Source organism: Nostoc sp. C057, from assembly GCF_013393925.1.
Lineage (GTDB): Bacteria > Cyanobacteriota > Cyanobacteriia > Cyanobacteriales > Nostocaceae > Nostoc > Nostoc muscorum_A.
Genome location: NZ_CP040282.1, coordinates 218,170 through 239,406 on the forward strand (window position 1 = coordinate 218,170; position 21,237 = coordinate 239,406).

At 42.5% G+C, this 21,237-nt stretch carries 16 protein-coding genes and 1 pseudogene; 11 read left to right on the plus strand and 6 right to left on the minus strand.

The window, feature by feature from the left end; genetic code table 11:
- From FD724_RS32690 to FD724_RS32730, 9 genes and pseudogenes are all read left to right on the plus strand, one after another.
- Entirely contained in the window at window positions 1-1,449 is a 1,449-nt protein-coding gene (locus FD724_RS32690; RefSeq protein ID WP_306297105.1) for a type IIL restriction-modification enzyme MmeI, read from the plus strand.
- A 139-nt stretch (window positions 1,450-1,588) separates the two neighbouring features.
- On the plus strand, window positions 1,589-2,956 hold the full coding sequence (locus FD724_RS32695; protein ID WP_179075865.1) for an IS4 family transposase: 1,368 nt from the start codon (window positions 1,589-1,591) through the stop codon (window positions 2,954-2,956).
- Entirely contained in the window at window positions 2,925-5,612 is a 2,688-nt protein-coding gene (locus tag FD724_RS32700; RefSeq protein WP_179075866.1) for an Eco57I restriction-modification methylase domain-containing protein, read from the plus strand. The genes FD724_RS32695 and FD724_RS32700 overlap by 32 nt, the downstream gene beginning before the upstream one ends.
- A gap of 44 nt (window positions 5,613-5,656) precedes the next feature.
- Entirely contained in the window at window positions 5,657-9,103 is a 3,447-nt protein-coding gene (gene drmA, locus FD724_RS32705; protein WP_179075867.1) for a DISARM system helicase DrmA, read from the plus strand.
- A complete protein-coding gene (gene drmB, locus FD724_RS32710; protein WP_179075868.1) occupies window positions 9,100-10,974 on the plus strand; it encodes a DUF1998 domain-containing protein in 1,875 nt (624 codons plus the stop codon). Before drmA ends, drmB begins: the two co-directional genes overlap by 4 nt.
- The gene (gene drmC / locus FD724_RS32715; RefSeq protein WP_372726541.1) at window positions 10,974-11,771 is read left to right on the plus strand and encodes a DISARM system phospholipase D-like protein DrmC; all 798 of its coding nucleotides are present in this window, start codon (window positions 10,974-10,976) and stop codon (window positions 11,769-11,771) included. The genes drmB and drmC overlap by 1 nt, the downstream gene beginning before the upstream one ends.
- A gap of 7 nt (window positions 11,772-11,778) precedes the next feature.
- A complete protein-coding gene (locus tag FD724_RS32720) occupies window positions 11,779-13,620 on the plus strand; it encodes a DUF262 domain-containing protein (protein WP_179075870.1) in 1,842 nt (613 codons plus the stop codon).
- A 24-nt stretch (window positions 13,621-13,644) separates the two neighbouring features.
- Window positions 13,645-14,067: pseudogene (locus FD724_RS32725) on the plus strand (EVE domain-containing protein).
- Window positions 14,068-14,163: 96 nt separating this feature from the next.
- Window positions 14,164-14,748: a hypothetical protein gene (locus FD724_RS32730; protein WP_256874629.1), complete on the plus strand. Its 585-nt coding sequence runs from the start codon at window positions 14,164-14,166 to the stop codon at window positions 14,746-14,748.
- 243 nt (window positions 14,749-14,991) lie between these two features.
- On the opposite strand, the gene FD724_RS32735 is transcribed toward FD724_RS32730, so the two are convergent.
- Both FD724_RS32735 and FD724_RS32740 read right to left on the minus strand, forming a co-directional pair.
- On the minus strand, window positions 14,992-15,528 hold the full coding sequence (locus FD724_RS32735) for a thermonuclease family protein (RefSeq protein ID WP_179075871.1): 537 nt from the start codon (window positions 15,526-15,528) through the stop codon (window positions 14,992-14,994).
- A gap of 219 nt (window positions 15,529-15,747) precedes the next feature.
- The gene (locus tag FD724_RS32740) at window positions 15,748-16,353 is read right to left on the minus strand and encodes a YdcF family protein (protein ID WP_179075872.1); all 606 of its coding nucleotides are present in this window, start codon (window positions 16,351-16,353) and stop codon (window positions 15,748-15,750) included.
- A gap of 428 nt (window positions 16,354-16,781) precedes the next feature.
- On the opposite strand from FD724_RS32740, the gene FD724_RS32745 reads away from it, so the two are divergent.
- Window positions 16,782-17,648 carry an alpha/beta fold hydrolase gene (locus FD724_RS32745; protein ID WP_179075873.1) on the plus strand — a complete coding sequence of 289 codons (867 nt, stop codon included), beginning with the start codon at window positions 16,782-16,784 and terminating at the stop codon, window positions 17,646-17,648.
- Window positions 17,649-18,023: 375 nt separating this feature from the next.
- Here FD724_RS32745 and FD724_RS32750 read toward each other — a convergent pair whose 3' ends face one another.
- Both FD724_RS32750 and FD724_RS32755 read right to left on the minus strand, forming a co-directional pair.
- Window positions 18,024-18,371, minus strand: a complete 348-nt coding sequence (locus tag FD724_RS32750; protein WP_179075874.1) for a hypothetical protein — start codon at window positions 18,369-18,371, stop codon at window positions 18,024-18,026.
- A gap of 132 nt (window positions 18,372-18,503) precedes the next feature.
- The gene (locus tag FD724_RS32755; protein WP_179075898.1) at window positions 18,504-18,749 is read right to left on the minus strand and encodes an HNH endonuclease; all 246 of its coding nucleotides are present in this window, start codon (window positions 18,747-18,749) and stop codon (window positions 18,504-18,506) included.
- A gap of 454 nt (window positions 18,750-19,203) precedes the next feature.
- On the opposite strand from FD724_RS32755, the gene FD724_RS32760 reads away from it, so the two are divergent.
- Window positions 19,204-19,806, plus strand: a complete 603-nt coding sequence (locus tag FD724_RS32760; protein ID WP_179075875.1) for a glutathione binding-like protein — start codon at window positions 19,204-19,206, stop codon at window positions 19,804-19,806.
- Between the two features lie 49 nt (window positions 19,807-19,855).
- Here the strand turns inward: FD724_RS32760 and FD724_RS32765 are convergent, their stop codons facing one another.
- Both FD724_RS32765 and FD724_RS32770 read right to left on the minus strand, forming a co-directional pair.
- Window positions 19,856-20,362 (minus strand): hypothetical protein, encoded by a 507-nt coding sequence (locus tag FD724_RS32765; RefSeq protein ID WP_179075876.1) that lies wholly within the window; start codon window positions 20,360-20,362, stop codon window positions 19,856-19,858.
- A gap of 169 nt (window positions 20,363-20,531) precedes the next feature.
- Window positions 20,532-20,720, minus strand: coding sequence for a hypothetical protein (locus FD724_RS32770; protein WP_179075877.1), 189 nt, complete (start codon window positions 20,718-20,720; stop codon window positions 20,532-20,534).
- Window positions 20,721-21,237 lie beyond the last annotated feature (517 nt).

The window sequence follows — 21,237 nt, forward strand, 5'->3', positions numbered from 1 at the left end:
ATGGCAAACGATCCAGAAATTCGCTTACATAAAGAATGGTTAGGCTTTCTCCAGCCGGTGGGGTTGGTGGTGTCTCCGCCGGCATTGTCAGCAGCCCAAGCTGTGGTTAATCGCAATGTGGTGGAACTGCAACAAACACTTGCTACAGTTGCCAGACGTGAACCTCTGCCCAGTGAGATAGGCAAGGAAACCTTTGGAATTGACGACTTTCCTGCTTTCACTATCAATGTTTTAGGTTGGCAACCAGAAGATTTAGTTGCCAGTCCAGAGGAATTAGCGATCGCACTCCCAGATTACAACGAAGTTTTGACACCCACTTATGCTGTACCCGACCCTAATGGCAACTGGATGATGCTGGTACAGGTGCTTCCTGATGGTACTGAACTTGACAACGCTGGGGCGGAGGATAGTAAATCTACTGGTTGGCACGCCAGCCCCCAGTCTAAGTTTGAGCGCCTTTTGAAAGAAACGAAAGTTTACACTGGGCTATTGTGCAACAGTACAGAATTGCGTTTGGTTTATGCACCACTTGGAGAGTCATCGGGACACCTGACTTTTCCTGTACAGGCAATGTGTGAGGTATCTGGGCGGCTGATTTTGGGTGCAATGGAGATGTTGCTCTCGGCTGACAGACTGTTTAATGTCCCTAGCGATCGCCGTTTGTCTGCAATTCTGGAGAAAAGCCGGAAATATCAAAACGATGTTTCTATTAAGCTAGCAGAGCAGGTATTAGAGGCATTATGGGATTTACTGCGTGGCTTCCAAATCGCAGATGCAACCAGTAAAAGCCGCTTAGTGAGTGACATCGCCACCACTGCACCTCAACATATTTACGGTGGACTGATTACCATTTTGCTGCGGTTGGTGTTCTTGCTTTACGCTGAAGACAGGGGGCTGATGTCTCAAGATGCAGTTTATACACGTTACTACTCAGTTAGTGGACTTTACGAGCGATTGAGAGAAGATGCAGGCAACTATCCAGATACAATGGATCAGAGGTATGGTGCTTGGGCATGGTTGCTGAGTCTGTTCCGTTTAGTTTACGACGGCGGTGGTCATGCTGATTTATATTTACCAGCCCGTCATGGACAACTATTTGACCCAGATGAATATCCGTTTTTAGAAGGTCGTCTCCAGTCTACAGAATATCAAACAGGGGAAAGTCTTGAACCCCCTCGCGTTTCAGATGGGGTAATTCACAGGGTATTGCAAGGGTTGTTGGTACTGGATGGAGAACGTCTGTCTTACCGTTCTCTAGATGTCGAACAAATTGGGTCTGTTTATGAAGCGATTATGGGCTATGAGGTAGAAAGAGCAAGTAGTCCTGCTATCGGTGTTTGGAGTAAACCCAAAGGTTCTAAATCGAATGGCACTAAGAAAAGCTATAAACCGTGCTGCATAAGCATTACAAGTATGAATGCGTTAATAGCAGTAGACACTTGGCTGTGATCGCTATTTTTTATAGGGGCTGTGAAATAGAAGCGGTAACAGTGGAGGGTTACCCAAAAAGTTTTTGAAGGTAGAAAAAGCTTACTCGTTCATGGAATACTTTCTTTGAAACGAGCAAGCACATACGATAATTACTACTGTGACATTACGAGTACAAATCCTCAAGGATAAATTTAGCCAAAGTTTGGGACTACCGTTTAAAGAAGTATTGCCAGAGTCTGTGATCAGACTTGCAATCTCTGAGCTAAAAGTTAAATATAAAAAGCGGTTATTTGACCCATTAATAACATTATGGGCATTTTTATCTCAGGTTTTGGATACTGATAAAACTTGCCATAACGCTGTGAGTAAAATAATTGCACATCTAGCACAAGAACAAGTAGAAATTCCATCAACAGATACAAGTGCATACTGCCAAGCACGAGCAAGATTACCGGAAAAATTACTAGAGAAGCTTTTCAATTATTCTGCACAAAATTTAGAAGAGATAGTGACCCAAGAACATTTATGGTGTGGACGGAATGTGTTGGTAATAGATGGGTCAACAGTATCTATGCCTGACACTATAGAGAACCAGAAAGAATACCCTCAACCTAGCACTCAAAAACCAGGATGTGGGTTCCCAATTGCCAAAATTGGTGTGATATTCAGTTTATTAACGGGAGCCGCTACTGCTTTTTGCATAGATGTTCTGAACACTCATGATATTAAATTAGCTCGGAGGTTGTACAGTTTTCTCAAACCAAATGATGTGCTTTTAGGTGATAGAGCTTTTTGTGCTTACGCCGATATGTTTGCTATTAAACAACTTGATTGTGATGCCGTATTTCGCAAACACCAATCTCGTACAACTACTATGCGAAAAGGCAAAGTTATTGGAGATTGTGACAAACTTGTTACTTGGTATAAGCCTAAAAGATGCCCCGCAGGATTGAGTAATGATGAATTTTCAGCCTTACCTACTTCCATAACTGTACGCGAAATTTACTACTACATTTTTATTCCTGGTTTTCGGAGTCAACAAGTTAGTTTAATCACTACTCTATTAGATACAAAAACCTATTCTACTCTGGAAATTGTTGGGCTTTATGGTCAGCGATGGGACGTTGAATTAGATTTAAGACATCTTAAAACTACTTTGGGTATGGATGTTTTGCGCTGTAAAACCCCCTCAATGGTACGCAAAGAAATTTACGTTTATTTACTTGCTTATAATCTACTTCGTAGTTTGATGTGGTCGGCAGGCACTAGTTATGGTACTCCCCCGTTACGCCTGTCACTCCAAGGTACTCGTCATCATTTAAATAACTTTATTCCCGAATTATTAGCAGCAACTTCAACAAAACGTCTCCAAATTTACCGCACTTTACTTAAAGTTATTGCTCACAAAGCTGTGAGCGATCGCCCTGGCAGAAGTGAACCACGAGTCCGTAAACGTCGCCCAAAAGCTTACCCCTTGATGACGAAATCCCGGCATGAATTACGAAAACAATTGCAAACTGCTTAACCCGCAAGTGTTTCGGCTTTTCTTAGTGCCATTCGGTTCTAAATCTTCGGTGACAGTTGTTGTTAGCGTTGAGGAAGTTGTCAAAACTAAGGCAAGCGATCGCGCGAAATATTTGAAGGATGTTGCAGGTTGTGAAATTACTGGTAAATCCTTAACAGAATTAAAGGATGCGAGGACATCAGAGGATGTAGTGGCAGCTTTAGGACGCAAGGTATCACCGAAAACGCCGAGTTTAATGCCTGTAGGTTCTTTGTATTTGCAACCGGGGGAAGAACGGCGGCGTAGTGGTTCTCATTATACGCCTCGTGCATTGACTGAGCCGATTGTGAAAGAAACTCTCAGACCGATTTTATCGGCTTTGGGAGAAAACCCCACACCTGAGCAGATTTTAGAGTTGAAAGTTTGTGATTTGGCGATGGGTTCGGGCGCATTTTTGGTCGAAAGTTGTCGTCAGTTGGCAGAGAAATTAGTTGAAGCGTGGAATAAGCAAAACGTATTACCTGAAATTCCAATTGATGAAGAACCGTTACTTTATGCGCGGCGGTTAGTGGCGCAACGATGTTTGTATGGTGTGGATAAAAACCCTTTTGCAGTGAATTTGGCTAAGTTATCTTTGTGGTTGGCGACTTTGGCAAAGGCTCATCCTTTCACATTTTTAGACCATGCGTTGAAGTGGGGAGATTCTTTAGTTGGGTTGACTTCTGAACAAATTAAAACGTTTACTTGGGATGAAGACAAAACTTATAAAGACCCAAACTTACCTTTGTTTAATCTAGCAATGGAGAAAGCGAAGTTTTATCGCAATGGAATTCACAATTTAGATGAAGATAATTACGCAGCCAAACGCGAATTTTACAAAAATATAGAAACAGAGTTGGGGTATATTCGGCTGAAAGGGGATTTAGTTATTGCTTCATTTTTCGCCAAAGATAAGGATAAGGCGAGAAAGGATGAGCGTGATAATTCATGGTTGAAGTTTTATCAATGGCAGAAAAATCAGGAAGATGATTTAGATGTCCGGCGAATTTGTGCAGAATTGCGGTATGGGGAGAAACCAGTTCCAGCATTTAATTGGGAGATTGAATTTCCAGAGGTATTTGATAGAGATAATCCGGGGTTTGATGCAATTGTTGGTAATCCGCCATTTGCCGGGAAGAATACAACAATAAATGCTCATGCTTCTGGTTATCAGGATTGGTTGAAAGTTGTTAATCCCGAATCTCATGGGAATGCTGATTTGGTAGCGCATTTTTTCAGACGAGCGTTTAGCCTTTTACGCCAGTGTGGATGTTTTGGATTGATTGCTACAAATACCATTGCCCAAGGTGATACTCGCAGCACAGGTTTGAGATATCTCTGTGAGCAGGGCGGTACGATTTACAATGCTCAAAAGCGGTTAAAGTGGCCTGGTTTAGCGGCGGTTGTGGTGAGTGTTATTCATGTTTTTAAAGGGAAATATGAAAATAGAAAATTGCTAGATAGAAGAGAAGTAAATTTAATTTCTGCGTTTTTATTTCATGCAGGAGGCAATGAAGATCCAAAGGTGTTATTGGCGAATGCTGAGAAAAGCTTTCAAGGTAGTATCCTTTTAGGAATGGGTTTTACTTTTGATAATTCAAATCCTGATGCTACACCTATTGCTGAAATGCACCAATTGATTGAAAATAATCTTAAAAATGCAGAGAGAATTTTTCCTTATATTGGGGGTGAAGAGGTTAACTCAAGTCCAACTCATACACATAAACGTTATGTAATTAACTTTGGTGATATGAGCGAAGAGGAGGCTCGGAACTACTATGATTTGATGAAAATTATAGAAAGTAAGGTCAAACCTAAGCGGCTACTTGATAATCGTGCTTCCTATCGAAATTATTGGTGGCAATATGCTGAGAAAAGGGGAGAGTTATTTAAAACCATAAATCAGCTTAATCAAGTGTTGGTTATTTCACGGGTAACTGAGTATCTTGGTTTTGCAATTTTATCTTCTAGGATGGTCTATTCAGAGGGACTAGTAGTATTTCCCAATAATAAGGCTGAGTTTTTCTCTATTCTTCAATCTCGCATACATGAAATCTGGGCTAAATTCCTTAGCTCATCTTTAGGAAGTACGCTTCGTTATTCTCCCTCGGACTGTTTTGAAACCTTCCCCTTCCCTGAAAATTGGGAAACAAACCCCACCCTAGAAACCATAGGCAAAGAATACTACGAATACCGCGCCGCCTTAATGGTTCGCAATAACCAAGGACTCACCGACACATACAACCGCTTCCACGATCCCGACGAACGCCACCCCGATATTTTACAACTACGCTTACTCCACGCCCAAATGGATCGCGCTGTCCTCAATGCTTACAGCTGGACAGATATTTCCACAGACTGCACCTTCCTACTTGACTACGAAGATGAAGAAGACGACGAAAACACCAGTAAACGCCAGAAGAAAAAACCTTGGCGCTACCGTTGGCCTGAAGAAATTCACGACGAAGTATTAGCCCGTTTACTCGAACTCAACCAGCAACGCGCCGAAGCGGAAATTTTAGGTGGTAAGACTGCTGAGAAAACTAAGGTAAAAGGGAATACTAAAAAGGCAGGAAAAACGCGGAAAGCGACAGAAACGAATCTAACTATTCCTGGCTTCCCATCTGCTTCTGTCTAAATAGGTTTAACGTCAGTCAAGCCAATGAATTCCCAGAGAATATTATGACCACATCTGCCGAAGTGCGATCGCATCTGATTGATGCCTTACAACTTGACCTTGTAGGGCCAACACCCGATGATGTTGCCCATGCTGAAGAAACTTTAGATCAAGCTCCTTCCAAGTGGTATCTCACGGGATTCCTTGTACCCTACGGCGCACCAGTTGTGGATAACTCTGGCGATGAGGAAATGGACGAAGTTGGACGTGTTGGCTCTGGCGAAGACGAAAAGATTCCAGAGAAAGCCTTTGCTCGTAAAGCCTATTTCCCTTCTTCAATGGGGTTAAGTGTGCTTTTACCCCAAACCGTTAACCAACTTCATGTCACTGTCAGGTGGGGCGATTACCAACCACTAACCAAACCAGATACCGAAGGAAAAGAAATTACCTTCACAGGTGATTGGCAGAGAGTTCCGAGAGAGGCAGAACTGACCGTACCGTTGCGTACAAGCGGCAGACCGACTCAATTAGACCTTGGTTTAAATTTAGGCAATACGACTAAACAACTAGAGATTCCCCTTAGTGGAAGCAGTTCTCCAACATATTTGGATGTTCCAAACAGCGATGGTTTACAACTGGTTGTCTCAGTTCGCTCCGTAACTTCTGAGGAATTAGTACCAGCAGGAACACGCTCAGTTTCAGTATTCTTAGTTAATCATCGCCGCCCTAGCCCTGACCAAAAGCGGGATGCTGGTTATGCTTTCCAAACGAATTTAATAATTCAGACAACCGATTCCTTTGTACCACGCCCCAACTTACGTGGGCGAGATGGCGATGACTGGGATGAGAAAGTTGCTGATTTGCAATACAGGGATGATTACGAATACGCTGTTGGTCATAATGTTTCTGCAATTGCAGTTGCAAATCCCAATGGTGGCTGTCAGGAAGTAAGAACGGCTTGGATACCAACTGCTGACGTAGAAAAGGTAATTGCAACCCAGGTTAAAGATGTCGAAGTCGGCATGGAAGCCTTAGCCGCTGCACCGACAGCAGAAGCATTGCGAAATCTGCTCAGTCCAATGGTTAGTGCTTATTCTGAATGGATAGATGAGCAACGAGTCAAATGTCCGACTGGGCAAAAACGCTTAGGTGTAGCTAAAGACCTATTAGATCGAGCCGGAATTGCTAAAGACCGGATTGCTGCGGGTTTAAGCGCATTGGATAACCCACAAGTATTAGATGCGTTTCGCATTGCCAATCGAGCGATCGCCTTAGCAATTCGCCAGCGTGCGACTCATAAGAAAAACATTACTCCCGAATCTGTAGCCCCTCCAACTTGGCGACCGTTTCAACTGGCTTTCTTGCTAATGAACTTGGTAGGAATTGCTAACCCCGAACATTCAGACCGAGAACTGGTAGATTTACTGTTCTTCCCTACAGGTGGCGGTAAAACTGAAGCTTATTTGGGATTGGCAGCTTTTACACTTGTATTACGGCGGCTACGTCATCCTGGTATCGACTCTGCTGGACTCAGTGTGCTGATGCGCTACACATTGCGCCTCCTCACTCTTGACCAACTAGGACGTGCGGCGACGATGATTTGCGCCTTAGAGTTGGAACGGGAACAAGATGTAGAAAAACTGGGGAAATGGCCGTTTGAGATTGGGTTGTGGGTAGGACAAGCAGCCACACCTAACCGGATGGGCAAGAAGGGAGACAATGATGAAAACAGCGCCCGTTCGCGTACCATTGCCTTCCTAAACAACGATCGCAAACCTTCACCCATTCCTTTAGAAAACTGTCCTTGGTGCGGAACTAAATTCAACCGCAATTCATTTCAGCTATTACCAAATCCAGACCAACCAATAGACTTGCGTATAAGTTGCGCCAATCGCCGTTGTAGTTTTAGAGGCGATCGCCCTTTACCAGTATTAGCAGTAGACGAACCGATTTATCGCCGGTTGCCGTGTTTTATGATCGCTACAGTAGATAAATTTGCGAGTTTGCCTTGGGTAGGAGAAACAGGTGCTTTATTTGGACGTGTAGAACGTCATGATAAAGATGGCTTTTACAGCCCTGTTTATCCAGGTAGAGGTAAAGCACTTGATGCTGATTTGCCACCACCAGATTTAATTATTCAAGATGAACTGCATTTGATTTCTGGCCCTTTAGGGACAATGGTAGGGCTTTACGAAACTGCAATTGATGCTTTATGCAGTCGAGAGATAAATGGTCAAAAAATCCGCCCGAAGATTGTAGCTTCCACCGCGACAGTGCGACGGGCAACCAAGCAGATTCAGGCATTGTTTGGGCGAAATGAAGTTGATGTATTTCCGCCACCAGGGCCAGACCGGCGCGATTCCTTTTTTGCAAAGACAGTGCCGGCTCAAGAAAAGAATGCTCGAACTTATGTCGGAATTGCTGCTCAAGGGCGAAGTCTGAAAGTAGTATTATTACGTACTTATCTAGCATTGTTGGGAGCAGCACAGAAGGAATGGTTAGCAGCAGGTGGGAGCAAAAACCCTGATAATCCGGCTGACCCCTACATGACATTACTCGGATATTTTAATTCCTTGCGTGAACTGGGTGGTAGTCGGCGGATTGTTGAAGATGAAGTCAACTCTCGGCTTATTGGTTATAGCAAACGTAAACGGGTCGGTAAAAGCTCGGGTTTGTTTGCGGATCGGAAAATCGACGATGAACCGGAAGAATTGACTTCTCGTGTCAGCACAAGTGAAGTTGCAGATACCAAGAGCCGCTTAGAAGCAACATTTGACCAAAAAGAACGTGTTGATGTAGTCTTAGCTACCAACATGATTTCTGTCGGTCTGGACATTACACGCTTGGGCTTAATGGTAGTTTTGGGTCAACCTAAAACAGCCGCAGAATACATTCAAGCTACCAGTCGTGTGGGACGGGATGAAGACCGACCCGGATTAGTTGTTACATTACTCAACGTTCACCGACCGCGCGATCGCTCACACTATGAACGTTTTTTTGCTTGGCACGCTACTTTCTATAGGGCAGTAGAAGCTACCAGTGTTACGCCTTTCTCTCCTCGTGCTATTGATCGAGGGATTGCTGCGATTACCGTTGCTCTAGCACGTTTGGGACATTCTGGGATGACAGCACCACTTCGTGCGATTGACATTCTTCAGCACCGTAAAGAGCTAAATTTTGTCATCGATGCGATCGCCTTGCGTGCCGAGATGCACGATAAAGAACTTGATGCAGCTGATGCTGAAGCACTCCGTCAAAAAGTCAGGGGTCGAGTTAAGGATTTACTAGATTTATGGGAACGGATTGCTGGTGAAAAAATTAACCTTCAATATCAGCGTGAGGTTGGGGAAGCACCGCCTTTATTATTCGACCCACTTGACCCGGAATTAGAAAAAAAACCACTAGAAGAACGAAAATTTAAAGCTCAACGCAGTTTACGTGATGTTGAGCCAACAGTTAATTTGTGGGTTCGCAATCCTGACGGATTTGAGGTAGAGGAGGAAGAATCATGAGTAAATCAAACAAAAAGCGTCCTCCATCTGGAGAAATTCGCCAAAGCCAAATTTTATCTACTTTTGGCCCTGGGGCAATGGTGGATTTACCCGATTATTCCATCCTAATTGGCGGACTCAACCACTGGCACGGCGACAAAAAACGTATTTACGAAGACCGACTAAAGGAAAGAGTCGCTGACATTTTAGGGGTTAATGATATTGCCTTATATGCGCCACCTGTAGACGAGAAAGACCCGAAGGCATCTCGCACTGGAATTACAGCTTTCGCTTTCCCCACTTGGTTTGTTGCTCAAGTTGAAGAAACTTGGCCTAAACCAAATGAAGCAGCGCCCAATGCCAAAGTTTACCGCACACGTCCTCTACTGCCTTGGGGTAGTTTGGTAACTGGTAAATATCTCAATGCTGACAGAAAGAAAGTGCCAGTCGTACCTGTGCGCTTTGTACAAGCTTGTGTTAATGGGCATATCAAAGACATTGATTGGCGTGGTTTTGTCCATGAAAACTCTCAAGCTAACTGTCGGGGTCAGCTATGGTTTGATGAGGGCGGATCTGGCAACGATTTTGCTGATATTTTTGTGCGCTGTGAGGCTTGTAAAGCTCGTCGTCAGTTATCAGATGCAACAGTACCCAATGGCAAGGTCTTAGGAAAGTGCGAAGGACATCGCCCTTGGCTTGGCCCCAAAGCTCAAGAACTCTGTATTTCTGAGTCAACAGGGAAACCAGAATATAATCGGCTTTTGGTTCGCTCTGCCAGCAATGCTTACTTTTCCCAGCTTCTGAGTGTCATTTCTCTACCAGACTCGGATGATGCTTTGCAAAAGGCGGTTAATTCAGTTTATGAAGATTTCCTTCAGTATGCAGAAAGTAGCGATGAAGTTAAAAAAGAACGCCGGAAGCAAAAAGTAGCTGCTGCTTTAGAAGGATTTAGTGATGAAGCAGTATGGGCAGAAATCCAGCGCAGACAGGGTGGGCAAGGTAAACAATATAAGGGTATTAAGCAAGTAGAAATTGAGACTTTGCTATCTAGTCCCTTTGAAGTTGGAGAAGATGTACCAGAAAGCGACTTTTATGCTCGTGCGCGGAAATTAGATAACATCAAACCAAAATTACTATCTCTTATAGAGAGCATTGTCTTAGTACACCGACTTAAGGAAGTAACTGCCCAAATTGGCTTTACTCGCTTTGAGGCAATTATGCCCGATATTGACGGCGATTTAGATATTCAAGTCAGGCGAGCTGCTCTGGATATTGAGCCTACTTGGGTTCCAGCGATTGAAAACAGAGGCGAAGGCGTATTCATCGCTTTCCGTAAAGAAGCTATTGAAAATTGGCTCAAGCGGGATGCAGTACATCTTCGGGGGAAGAAATTAGCAAAAGGCTTTGATATCTGGCGCAAACAAAAAGGTATTGCTCAAGAGAAAGCCAAGTTCCCTGGATTACCTTACATTATGCTGCATTCCCTTTCACACCTGTTGATTGCAGCAGTGTCTCTGGAATGTGGTTATGCTGCTAGTTCAATTCGTGAACGTATTTATGCTGGCGAATCCGGTTATGGAATTCTTTTATACACTGGTTCTCCTGGCTCTGAAGGTACTTTAGGGGGACTGGTACAAGTAGGAAACCGAATTGAATACCATTTGGATGTTGCACTGGAGATGGGAAGGCTTTGCTCTAACGATCCAGTTTGCGCCCAGCACCAACCAGATGCCGAACAGGAGGATAGGTTTTTACATGGTGCTGCTTGTCATGGCTGTTTACTCATTGCTGAAACTTCTTGCGAACGACGCAATGAATTTCTTGATAGGGCATTGGTCGTTGCTACTGTTGAAGGCCCAGGGGCAGAATTCTTTGAGGATGTGAGAGTATGATGGCTTTTCTCCACCTGAGCCGTCCAGCCCTCGTTAATTTGGCAGTCGCTTTGGAAACTGGCAGACTTTCCCCACCCTTTTCCACATCCAATGTAGCGAACTACATCCCTGCGGCTTTAAATCGAGACATAGTTGATGAACTCAACCGCCTTAATGTCATCGGCGTACATTCCCAGCATATTGCTTATACGCTGCGGCTTTTGGCAGAAGAAAGAAGTACATCTCAAGCTGTGAGCGATCGCGTTGATTTGGTTTGGACTGGCCCAGAAATTGCTGGTTCTCAAAGCCGCGATACTGGTGTTGTTGTGCGCGAGTTGTTTAATACTGCCAGAATAAGCGTTCTCATTTCTAGCTTTGCTATTGATAAAAAACAAAAAGCACGAGAGTTATTTCTGGTGCTGGCAGAACGAATGGATTTAACCCCAGAACTAAATGTGCGAATGTTTCTTAACGTCAACCGACCACACAACAGTGAAGTGCCAACATCTACTTTACTGCGGGAGTTTGCCAATACTTTTCGCCAAGATATTTGGCCCGGAAAAAGACTACCTGAAGTATTTCACGATCCGCGATCGCTGACGCTGGGTGTGGAATCAAAAGCTTGTTTACACGCCAAATGCGTTGTTGTAGATCAGAAACGTGTACTTGTGACCTCCGCTAATTTTACAGAAGCGGCTCACGAGCGCAATATCGAAGCTGGTGTATTACTCAATGATCCAGTAACGGCTCTTGCTTTGCAAATGCAATTTGAAAGCTTGGTTACAAGAAATATACTATGTCGAATTCCTGGAGTCTAACTATTTTATGTCTACATTTGATTCTACAAAAATAAGTTTAAAAGATTTATTAGATAAAATTGTATCTGGTGAAATTCAACTACCCGATTTTCAAAGAGGGTGGGTTTGGGATGATGAACATATTCGTTCACTGTTGGTAAGTATTGCGCGTTCTTTCCCTGTGGGAGCAATTATGTTGCTTGAGGCTGGTGGTGATGCTAAGTTTAAAGCTCGGCCTGTTGAAGGAGTAGATCCAACACAAGCAACACTTGATAAATTGAAAAAGCTTATTCTCGATGGGCAACAACGGCTGACTTCATTAACGCAAGTATTAATATTTAAGCAACCTGTTCAAACTCGTGACTCTAAAAAGAAATTGGTACAGCGTTATTACTATATTGATATTGAAACAGCCTTATTAGGGCCAGAAAATTACGAAAGTGCGATTATTAGCATTGATGCAAATCGCATTCAAAAAGAAAACTTTGGGCGTGATGTCAAACTTGACCTTAGCACACCTGAGAAAGAATACGAACATTTTTATTTCCCTTGTAATCAAATTCTTAATTCAGACACTTGGGAACAAGGGCTAAATAAATCCTACCCAGATAAATTTGGGCGTTATATGGAATTTCGCTTCCAAGTGCTTAATGAATTTCGTTCTTATGATTTGCCAATCATCGAACTTAACCGTAATAACAAAAAAGAAGCAGTTTGTCTTGTTTTTGAAAAAGTAAATAAAGGTGGTGTTGATCTCTCGGTATTTGACCTTTTAACTGCTACGTATGCTGCTGATAATGTCAGCTTGCGGGATGAGTGGTTTGGTAATAGTCAAGAAGGGATTGAAGGTATTCAAGCACACCTCAGAAAACAACGTTTGTTACGGGAAGTCCAATCTACAGAGTTTTTGCAAGGGCTGACACTGCTGTACACTTTGGAGAAACGCCAGCAAGACTCAAAAGCAGGTAAAACTGGCAAGCAAATAACAGGTGTAACTGCCAAGCGCGAAGCTGTTCTATCTTTGCCCCTAGATACTTTCCAAAAGTGGAAACTACCCCTTACCCAAGGTTACTGGAAATCAGCTAAATTCTTGCGTCAGCAATCGTTTTTCTCAACTAGCGATTTACCTTACCGCACTCAACTTATCCCTCTTGCCGCAGTCATGGCTTTGCTTGGCGATCGCTGGCTGGAACCGAAAATCCATGAAAAAATCACCCGTTGGTTCTGGTGCGGTATCCTTGGCGAATTGTACGGCGGGGCAGTTGAAAGCCGTATGGCTTTGGATATTCAAGAGCTTATCGACTGGATTGAGGACGGTAAGGAAGAACCTGCAACTGTTCGGGATGCTAATTTTCAACCTGCACGTTTAGGGACTTTGCGTTCCCGAACTAGTGCTGCATATAAGGGTATTAATACCTTGATTCAACGTGAAGGTTCTCAAGATTTCTTTTGGAAGTCCACTATTCGGGATTTGGATGAAACCGATTGGGAAGGACGCAGACTAGATATTCATCACATTTTCCCCAAAAGTTGGTGTGACAAGCAGGGTATTCCCGCATCTCGTTATAACTCTATTCTCAACAAAACTCCCATATCATTTATAGCAAATCGCATGATTGGCGGTAAAGCTCCAAGTCAATATCTGGTTCAGCTTCAAAAGCATGACAGTGTTCAGCTAGATGATGCAGGCATGAATGCGATTTTGGCAACTCACCAAATTGATGCAATAACACTTCGACAAGACGACTTTGAGGGTTTTATGGCATCGCGTCAACGGATGATACTTGCCAAAATCGAAGCTGCTATGGGCAAGCCTGTATTAGTAATGGATGATTTGGCATTTAGTGATGTTACAGATGAAGACGAGTAATCAAAAATTAATTAACTTACCAACATGACCTACTGGCTATTTCAAGGCAACCCCAAGTATTACCGCATCATAGGCGGCATCCGCGACTTTGAGCAGATGCCGTGGCTGGCAACACGCTATGCCAAAGACATGGTTACTGGTGATGGAGTACTGATTTGGAAGTCTGGCGATAAGGCGGGAATCTATGCAATTGCAGAGATTATTGAACCTCCCAAAATTATTGTAAACCCACCTGATATTGGCTATTGGATAGATACCAGCCGCATTGGTGTTAAACCTTGTGCAAAGATTCGATTTACCAGCAAATTGTTAGAAAAGCCTTTGCTACGGTAAGACTTAAAACAAGACCTTGCCTTGAAAAACTTGGCTGTAATTCGTCAGCCGAACGCTACAAATTACAAGATTACACAACAGGAATGGCAACGTGTACATGAGTTGAAAGCATAGCGATAGCTTATCCTCTTATTAATCGAAAACAAGCTGTTGATTTATATTGGCTACAAAGGGTAAATCAAGGAATAAACTTAATTTTTAAAAACGACTATGAATTTACTGAATAATGCTGATAAAGTTTTTCAGATAATAACTTGCTTGGGACTGATTGCTTTATCGGCTTGCGCTCCTGCATCATATCAAGACCAAGTATTTACTTCTAAAGAAGGGAACTTCAGCATTTTGATGCCGGGTTCTATTGTCGAAGAGGTTAATACTCCAATTAAAGGCATAACAACCCGCACATGGACAGCTATAAAAGGTGAATCTGCATATACTGTAGCTCGATCAACCTTTGCTAAAAAAATAGCTGCTGAAAAGATTCCAAAAATTTTACATGCTCTTAGCGAAGCTGCAAATAAATCTAACTTTGTGAATGGTAAAAAAATAGCTGAATCTTCTGTTATGAAGAATGGATATAAATGTCTAGACTTTACCTTAACAGGAGTTCCCAGCCCTTCATTACAAGCAGAAAGTAAGAAAAATAGTATAAATATTAACAGTAAGTTAATGTATCAAAGAAGTTTACTTTGTATCAAAGATAATCAAGCGGTTGAAGCTCTAGCACTACTACCATCATCTGAGGAACTAAAGTCTAAGGGCGCATCTTTTATTCAATCGTTAAATTTGAAGTAAGAGCGATCGCGGTTCGCTAGAATCTTTGCTGTTCCTGGCTTAATTCAGTCTAGCTCAATAAAGTAGTATTTATTACTCTTTTTTTTCTGAAATCTTTACAATATCTTAACAATATATCAGGAAATACATCGATGCTATTCAGACAGAATATCAAGAGAATATTACTATGATAATCGTTATTTTTGTGATGGATTGTCATTTTTTTTAAGACAAAAATCAGACTAATTTAATAGACATTTAGTCTCAATGCCTCTCTAAATTGGACTGGTTCCATATTCCCAGTTTAGATGCCTTTGCTATTTTTTGAGCCTGTTCAAAAGTCAACTGATTTGGACACTCTACACTAAAGTCACGCGTTCTGGCCAAACCATTCTTGAGCAGTTCTTCCTGAAAACTAATCTCAGTATCGCCCTGTCCGTGAGCCATCACTTCAGCAACAGTGCGCCCATCGCTGTCCTTTGCTACTGGAATAATCATTAGTTGGTTATCGGCAGCAGCGACTAGCTTGAGTAGTTTATCTTTTGCTTCATTGCTCAATGCTTGTGCTGGCACTTCACCTTGTTTCACTTCCGGGGCATCAATTCCACAAAGCTCAACTGACATTTGGCTGCCATCGGTTTGGCCGACTATAATACTGTCCCCATCTGCCACTTGAGTAGTTATCCATTCTTCAGTAAGGGCGATGGATGGCTGGTTAGTTCTTTGGAAAATCAAGATAGTGGTGATGATAGCTCCAGCGATCGCAGTTAAGATTATGGTAGTTTTCCACGATGGCTTCATGTTGCTAGCTCTGTTATTGCAATATAAGAAACCACAATTTTAACCGGGAATATTTCTCCGGGACAATTGTCACTGTTTGCCGAAAGGAAATGTTAGCTAAAATTTAGCGATTTCAGGCGTGAGCGCTCACTAAAACTTGCTTTTGTTGTTGCGATCGCTTCTAGGGGGTACTTTGTGTCATCGCTCAACTAGGCAATTTTTAGTTGCAGTCTGCTAAAGCTAGATTTTAAACACCAAATAGACAAAGTAAAAATAAGTTTCTCGGCTCAAAAACTCCATTTGACTGTGAAAACTGCGATAGCGGGTAGTCGGTGTGGGAGACGAATGTGCATCCATTCCTAAATTTCGCGCCATCAATACTGCTCGTTTCATGTGCAATGGATCGCTAACAATAAGAAACTTGTTTAATTGGTGAGCTTTCGCTACTTCCAAAGCATTTGTGAGGTTCTGGTGAGTTGTACGCGATTGAGTTTCAGTGAGAATATCAGTAGATTTTACCTGTTGCGCGAGTGCATAATTTTTTCCAACTATAGCTTCAGGTGGTTCATTACTCTCGCCAACTCCGCCAGTAAAAATGATTGTTTTAACAGATCCATTTTTATATAAGTTGATGGCGTGGTTAATTCGCTCTCTGAAAACAGGAGATGGTTCTTCTCCCCAAACTGCCGCTCCTAAAACAATTGCTGCATCTGCTTTGATATTATTAGTACTGCTGCCATATAAATAAATACTTGAGGCAGAAGAAGCGATCGCCAGCAACAAGGCAGACACCAAAGCCACTTTCACCAAAATTAACCATTTTTTGGGAATTTTGTAATTGAGCATGGGTTGTTATGCTATTTTTCATGCTTAGTTTCAATATCTAAGTTAAGTGCGTAAGTCCTATACTGTTATATGCTTCACCATTAGATGCAGTTGTGAATCTGGCTTCTACCGTGCAATCAAAAACTGCCCTAGACGGAAGCTAGAGCAGTTTTTGATAGAAGTAAATTATATAGGAGACAATAAATGTTGTCCCCGGTTTATCCATAGTAAATACCGTTATATAATACTATTCACCTCAAGTTTCGTGCTTTACGCAAAAAACGAATAATCTTGAAGTTGGCATTACCAAGAGAGTAGCTGACACCCCCATCAACTACAAGCGATCGCTTGCGATTACCCAGTTAAGCAATTTATATCTAGCAACCTTTTTGGGCTTTTCTATCCGTCGAGATTACGTTAAGCTGACTAGGGGAAGGAAAGTTAGAATCATGAATTCATATACTGAAATAGAATTCTTTGTTGGTGATATTCCGTACCAAATGTACGTTCAATATTACCAACCCAGACCAGACCAAAATTCAGTTCCTATTGTGCTTTTACATGGTGCTTTTCATACAGGTACTTGCTTTGTTAAAACACCTGATAATCGCCAAGGTTGGGGAGTATATCTGGCAAAACTTGGCTATTCAACCTATATTGTTGACTTGCCAGGGCATGGTCGATCGGGTTTTGTACCAGACTTAGCCCTGATGTCATATCAGAGGATAATCAATGCTACTGTCGCGCTCCTGGAACAGATTGGCCCAGCTGTTATTCTTACCCACAGTATGTCTGGTGTTGTTGGTTGGCAGACAGCAAAAACTCATCCCAAACTTGTTAAAGCTATTGTAGGTATTGCACCAAGTCCACCAGCCGATCTGTTACCAGCAACCACAAAAAACTCTCACGAGGTTTTTCCCGAAGACCGTCCACGTATTCAGTCGCGTGAAGATACTAAGAAATACTTCACCAACTCAGATACTTTTCCGCAAGAGAATTTTGAGAATTACTTTTGCAGTTTGGTTGCTGAAAGTGCGCGGATTAGCAACGAACTTAGAAATGTTGAAGGACGAGGGCTTTATATTTGCCACCCTGAGATACTATACGATATTCCCATCTGTGTGATTACGGGCGACCAAGACCCGCGCCATCCTTATAAAGTAGATGCAGAAACCGCAATTTACTTCGGTGCTGACTTTATTTGGCTTCCTGAAGTTGGCCTCCCTGGTCACGGTCATCTGCAAATGCTTGAACATGGTAACTTAGCGATTGCTGACCTGTTTATCAATTGGCTGCATAGCAAAGGTGTAATGTGATCGCCCAACCATGACCAACATCCACAACCTGGGATTGACCGATACTGAATATGCCCAGCTACTAGCCCAAGGCTACAACCCCAACAAGCGAACACCAGTTGGTTGAGCTTGGCGAGAGCTTAGACCAGGCTTGTTGCTAGCGCGAAGAGTGGGACTGACACAAGACAAAGCACCCCAGACAGACGAAGAGTGGGAAGAGTTCATGGCAGTGTGGGAGGATAGTTACGATGGTTCTCTTGGAAAGTGAGCGATTGCCCTTACTTGATTCCTAGAGGAAAAGTTTTGGTTGACAGTCGAATCTGGAAATCGCTCTTGACACCAAGCGATCGCTGCTTAGTCTGGTGCATAAAAGATACCACTGTCGGAATTTGTCTGCTACCTTTCTAAATACTCTGTTACTGCTGCCAAATCTGACATTGCCCGATTCAGGCGATTTAGCATAGCTTCGGCTACTTCTGGTTGAGCGCTGATGGTTTCTAGTTTTTCCCGAATATGACGGTCTAGGGCTTCTATCCACAACGACAATTGTGTGTGGCTAACTGCTGTGAGTAGTCCCATATTTCTTAACACAGCTAAATGAAACCCAAGTTGGTTTTGTCCACCATAGCCCAGGTATCCGTCCCAGAGTTCCAACTTTTCTGGAGTAAATTCTTCATACTGCTCAAATGTAATTCCTGCTCTTTCTAGTTCGGGTTGTAGCAGTGGAGGTTGAGAGTTAGTCATAGTAATGTTTGCAATAACTGATCTCACCCTTACTTACTACTCTAAATTCAAAAGCGCATCTATATTAGGGTACAAGTCATGCGATGGCATATCCGCCGGGAGCAACGCGCTTACCCCATCTCACCTTATTTTTTAGCGATGGACTGATACCCGCTTGCCTGGGTTTTGCTTTCTTACCCAAACCAAAAATTTCTGCATTTGCGGCTCATTTTTGAGCTTATCTAGTGTGTTGAGTTCAAGGGCCAGCAGCTTATTATCAAATAAAGCATGAATCTGTCGATGACAGGCAGAACAAATATTTGCTGTTGGGCCTGGGTCTTGTTTTTTGCGTTTGGTATTTTGTCGCGGAACCAAATGATGGACAGTTAAAGATTCCATCTCTCTTTGGCAGAGTTCGCATTGCTGTTGTTGATTGTTAGACACCGGTGAAATTGACTGACTATTTTGCTAAAACTCTATTTAATAGGATAGCTATCATTAAACAGATTCTGCACGCGATTGCGTAAGCGCTTTTTCTTGCATAGGAAATCAGTGGTATGCGATGTCTAATTTTAGGGCTGTGCCTACGCCATTTTTCTAGCTTGAAACTGGAACTGAGGGGCGTAGTTTACCGCCAACTCTTGGAGACGCTCCGCGCGTTCGGTATCGCTTCCCTCGGATCACCCCTGCACTGCTAATCATATTTAAGAGCTAGTGTCCAGACGGATAAGTGAAAAAAAATGATCGCCCACCTGTTCAGTATTGCTGTTATCTCTCTATAGGCTAATAGCCTAATTTCTCAATCAAAGCTACACTACCATCGGAAAATGTCAAGATTTTGGGATAGCAGCAGATGATTGATCTCTATACTTTCACCACGCCCAATGGACGCAAAGCTTCTGTCATGCTGGAAGAAGTCGAATTGCCCTACGATGTCCACAAAATTGACATTACTACTCAACAGCAATTTACACCTGAATATATCGCCATCAATCCCAATAGTAAAATTCCTGCCATTGTTGACCAAGAAACTGGGATTAAAGTTTTTGAATCGGGTGCAATTCTAATTTACCTCGCTGAAAAAACAGGTAAACTCTTACCCACTGAACAAAAAAGCCGTTTTCAAGTACTAGAGTGGCTGATGTTCCAAATGGCAGGAGTCGGGCCAATGTTTGGGCAACTGAACCACTTTAAACGCTTTGCACCCGAAAAACTTCCTTATGCCATCGAACGTTATGAAAAGGAAACTTTACGCATTTATGGTGTCTTAGATAAACAACTGCAAGACAATGAATTTATCTGTGGTGACTATTCTATTGCTGATATTGCAACTTATCCGTGGGTAGCAATTTATGAATTTCAGGGTTTAACACTCGACAACTACCCAAATCTCAAACGCTGGGTAGACATGGTGCAGCAACGTCCAGCTGTGCAACGCGGAATGCAAGTTCCTTAAAGACAAGAGCAGGGATAAGTCAACAAGGGTGATAAGCAAACATTGGTAATTAAATTTTCTTATTCTTCTTGTACTGATTGAGTAAGTATTGTGGATTGCTGATATACATTTCTGTATAACCGCACTGACCACAAATATATGCTGTTAATGTCCCAGTGTGAGTTCCTTTAAATATGAGCGCTTTTGGATTTTCGTAAATTTCTACTTGCAGATCCTTTTTAAACTCTTCTGTGTGGGTGACAATACGAACGTTTGGAATTATATTTTCAGAGCCACATTTAACACACGCCAAAAGTTCAACTTCTTGTTGGTCTGGATACTCAGCTAGCCCTGTTGATGTGACTAAGACTGGCTGACCTTTAATGCTAGAAGGAGCAATTTCGTCAACTGCCTGGAATGACTTATCCTCGATTCCATCGTTTGAGGTACCACAACTCCAGCAGAAAGAGAAAGTCTCCTCATTCTGCTCATGGCACTTGCAACATTCCCACATCTGTATTACCTCTGCAAAACAGTTGACGTTAGACAAGTTTAAACCAATAACAATTTTAGTCACATTAGGCGAAGCAAAAAGGTTAGAAAAATTCTTGATAAGTTGAAAACAGGCAGTCAGCAGCCAAGGTAATTGACGCTTTTATTGAGTCACTGGGTGCTGTAAAGGAAGAACAACAGCCAGCAACTGTGGAATTAGATGTAGCGAGTTAGGATTTTCGTGCTGGCGACTATTAACCAGTCAACTTAATCACACCTTGGCTGAGTAAATGTTCAAGCTGAGAATGATGCTGTGTTTGCTCCCGTAGCAACTTGAGTTGCTCGTAAGTGAGAATGTGTAATCCGGGACGGACAACATAACCTTGAATAGTAATGCTTTGTGGTTGCTGGCTATCGGTGCGGTTGTAGGAAATTGAAGGCATATTTACAATTACGTAAGTTAGAACTGATTAGTAGAAGAAAGTTTAACGAACAGAATTCAGGAGTCAGAAGCCAGAATTCAGAATTGAATTCTGTGCGAGTGGCGGATGAATAAACGGCGTTTTTGCTCCCCCACTAAATCGGAGATTTAGTAGTGCAAGAATCGAGTGGTGGGTCTGAATCCCCCACTCATTCATTCTGACTCCTGAATTCTGACTTCTGAATTCTTCTTTAATTCTTCATTCTCTTACAGCTTCACACAAGTTCCTCTTAAAAGGTGACAATAGGATGAATCAATGCCAAAGTATACAGAAAATTCCTAATAGAAGCGCCCATATTATGCAGGTTCTGTAAAAAAGAGGATCAAAGGATTAGGTTACGATAAATTTATACAACAAGGCTGTTATATTAATAGTCGGCATGGCTAACACTCTATAGATTTGTAATACATGGGAGTCAAACGTTATCGCAATTCCAAAACAACTAATAAACTCGCAAATCAAGTCACCCCAAGTTTTC

Coding starts and splice junctions, on each gene's coding strand:
- drmB (WP_179075868.1), top strand. CDS start 9,100: ATGAGTAAATCAAACAAAAAGCGTCCTCCATCTGGAGAAATTCGCCAA.
- FD724_RS32690 (WP_306297105.1), top strand. CDS start 1: ATGGCAAACGATCCAGAAATTCGCTTACATAAAGAATGGTTAGGCTTT.
- FD724_RS32750 (WP_179075874.1), bottom strand. CDS start 18,371: ATGACTAACTCTCAACCTCCACTGCTACAACCCGAACTAGAAAGAGCA.
- drmC (WP_372726541.1), top strand. CDS start 10,974: ATGGCTTTTCTCCACCTGAGCCGTCCAGCCCTCGTTAATTTGGCAGTC.
- FD724_RS32770 (WP_179075877.1), bottom strand. CDS start 20,720: ATGCCTTCAATTTCCTACAACCGCACCGATAGCCAGCAACCACAAAGC.
- FD724_RS32760 (WP_179075875.1), top strand. CDS start 19,204: ATGATTGATCTCTATACTTTCACCACGCCCAATGGACGCAAAGCTTCT.
- FD724_RS32745 (WP_179075873.1), top strand. CDS start 16,782: ATGAATTCATATACTGAAATAGAATTCTTTGTTGGTGATATTCCGTAC.
- FD724_RS32730 (WP_256874629.1), top strand. CDS start 14,164: ATGAATTTACTGAATAATGCTGATAAAGTTTTTCAGATAATAACTTGC.
- drmA (WP_179075867.1), top strand. CDS start 5,657: ATGACCACATCTGCCGAAGTGCGATCGCATCTGATTGATGCCTTACAA.
- FD724_RS32735 (WP_179075871.1), bottom strand. CDS start 15,528: ATGAAGCCATCGTGGAAAACTACCATAATCTTAACTGCGATCGCTGGA.
- FD724_RS32755 (WP_179075898.1), bottom strand. CDS start 18,749: ATGGAATCTTTAACTGTCCATCATTTGGTTCCGCGACAAAATACCAAA.
- FD724_RS32700 (WP_179075866.1), top strand. CDS start 2,925: ATGAATTACGAAAACAATTGCAAACTGCTTAACCCGCAAGTGTTTCGG.
- FD724_RS32720 (WP_179075870.1), top strand. CDS start 11,779: ATGTCTACATTTGATTCTACAAAAATAAGTTTAAAAGATTTATTAGAT.
- FD724_RS32740 (WP_179075872.1), bottom strand. CDS start 16,353: ATGCTCAATTACAAAATTCCCAAAAAATGGTTAATTTTGGTGAAAGTG.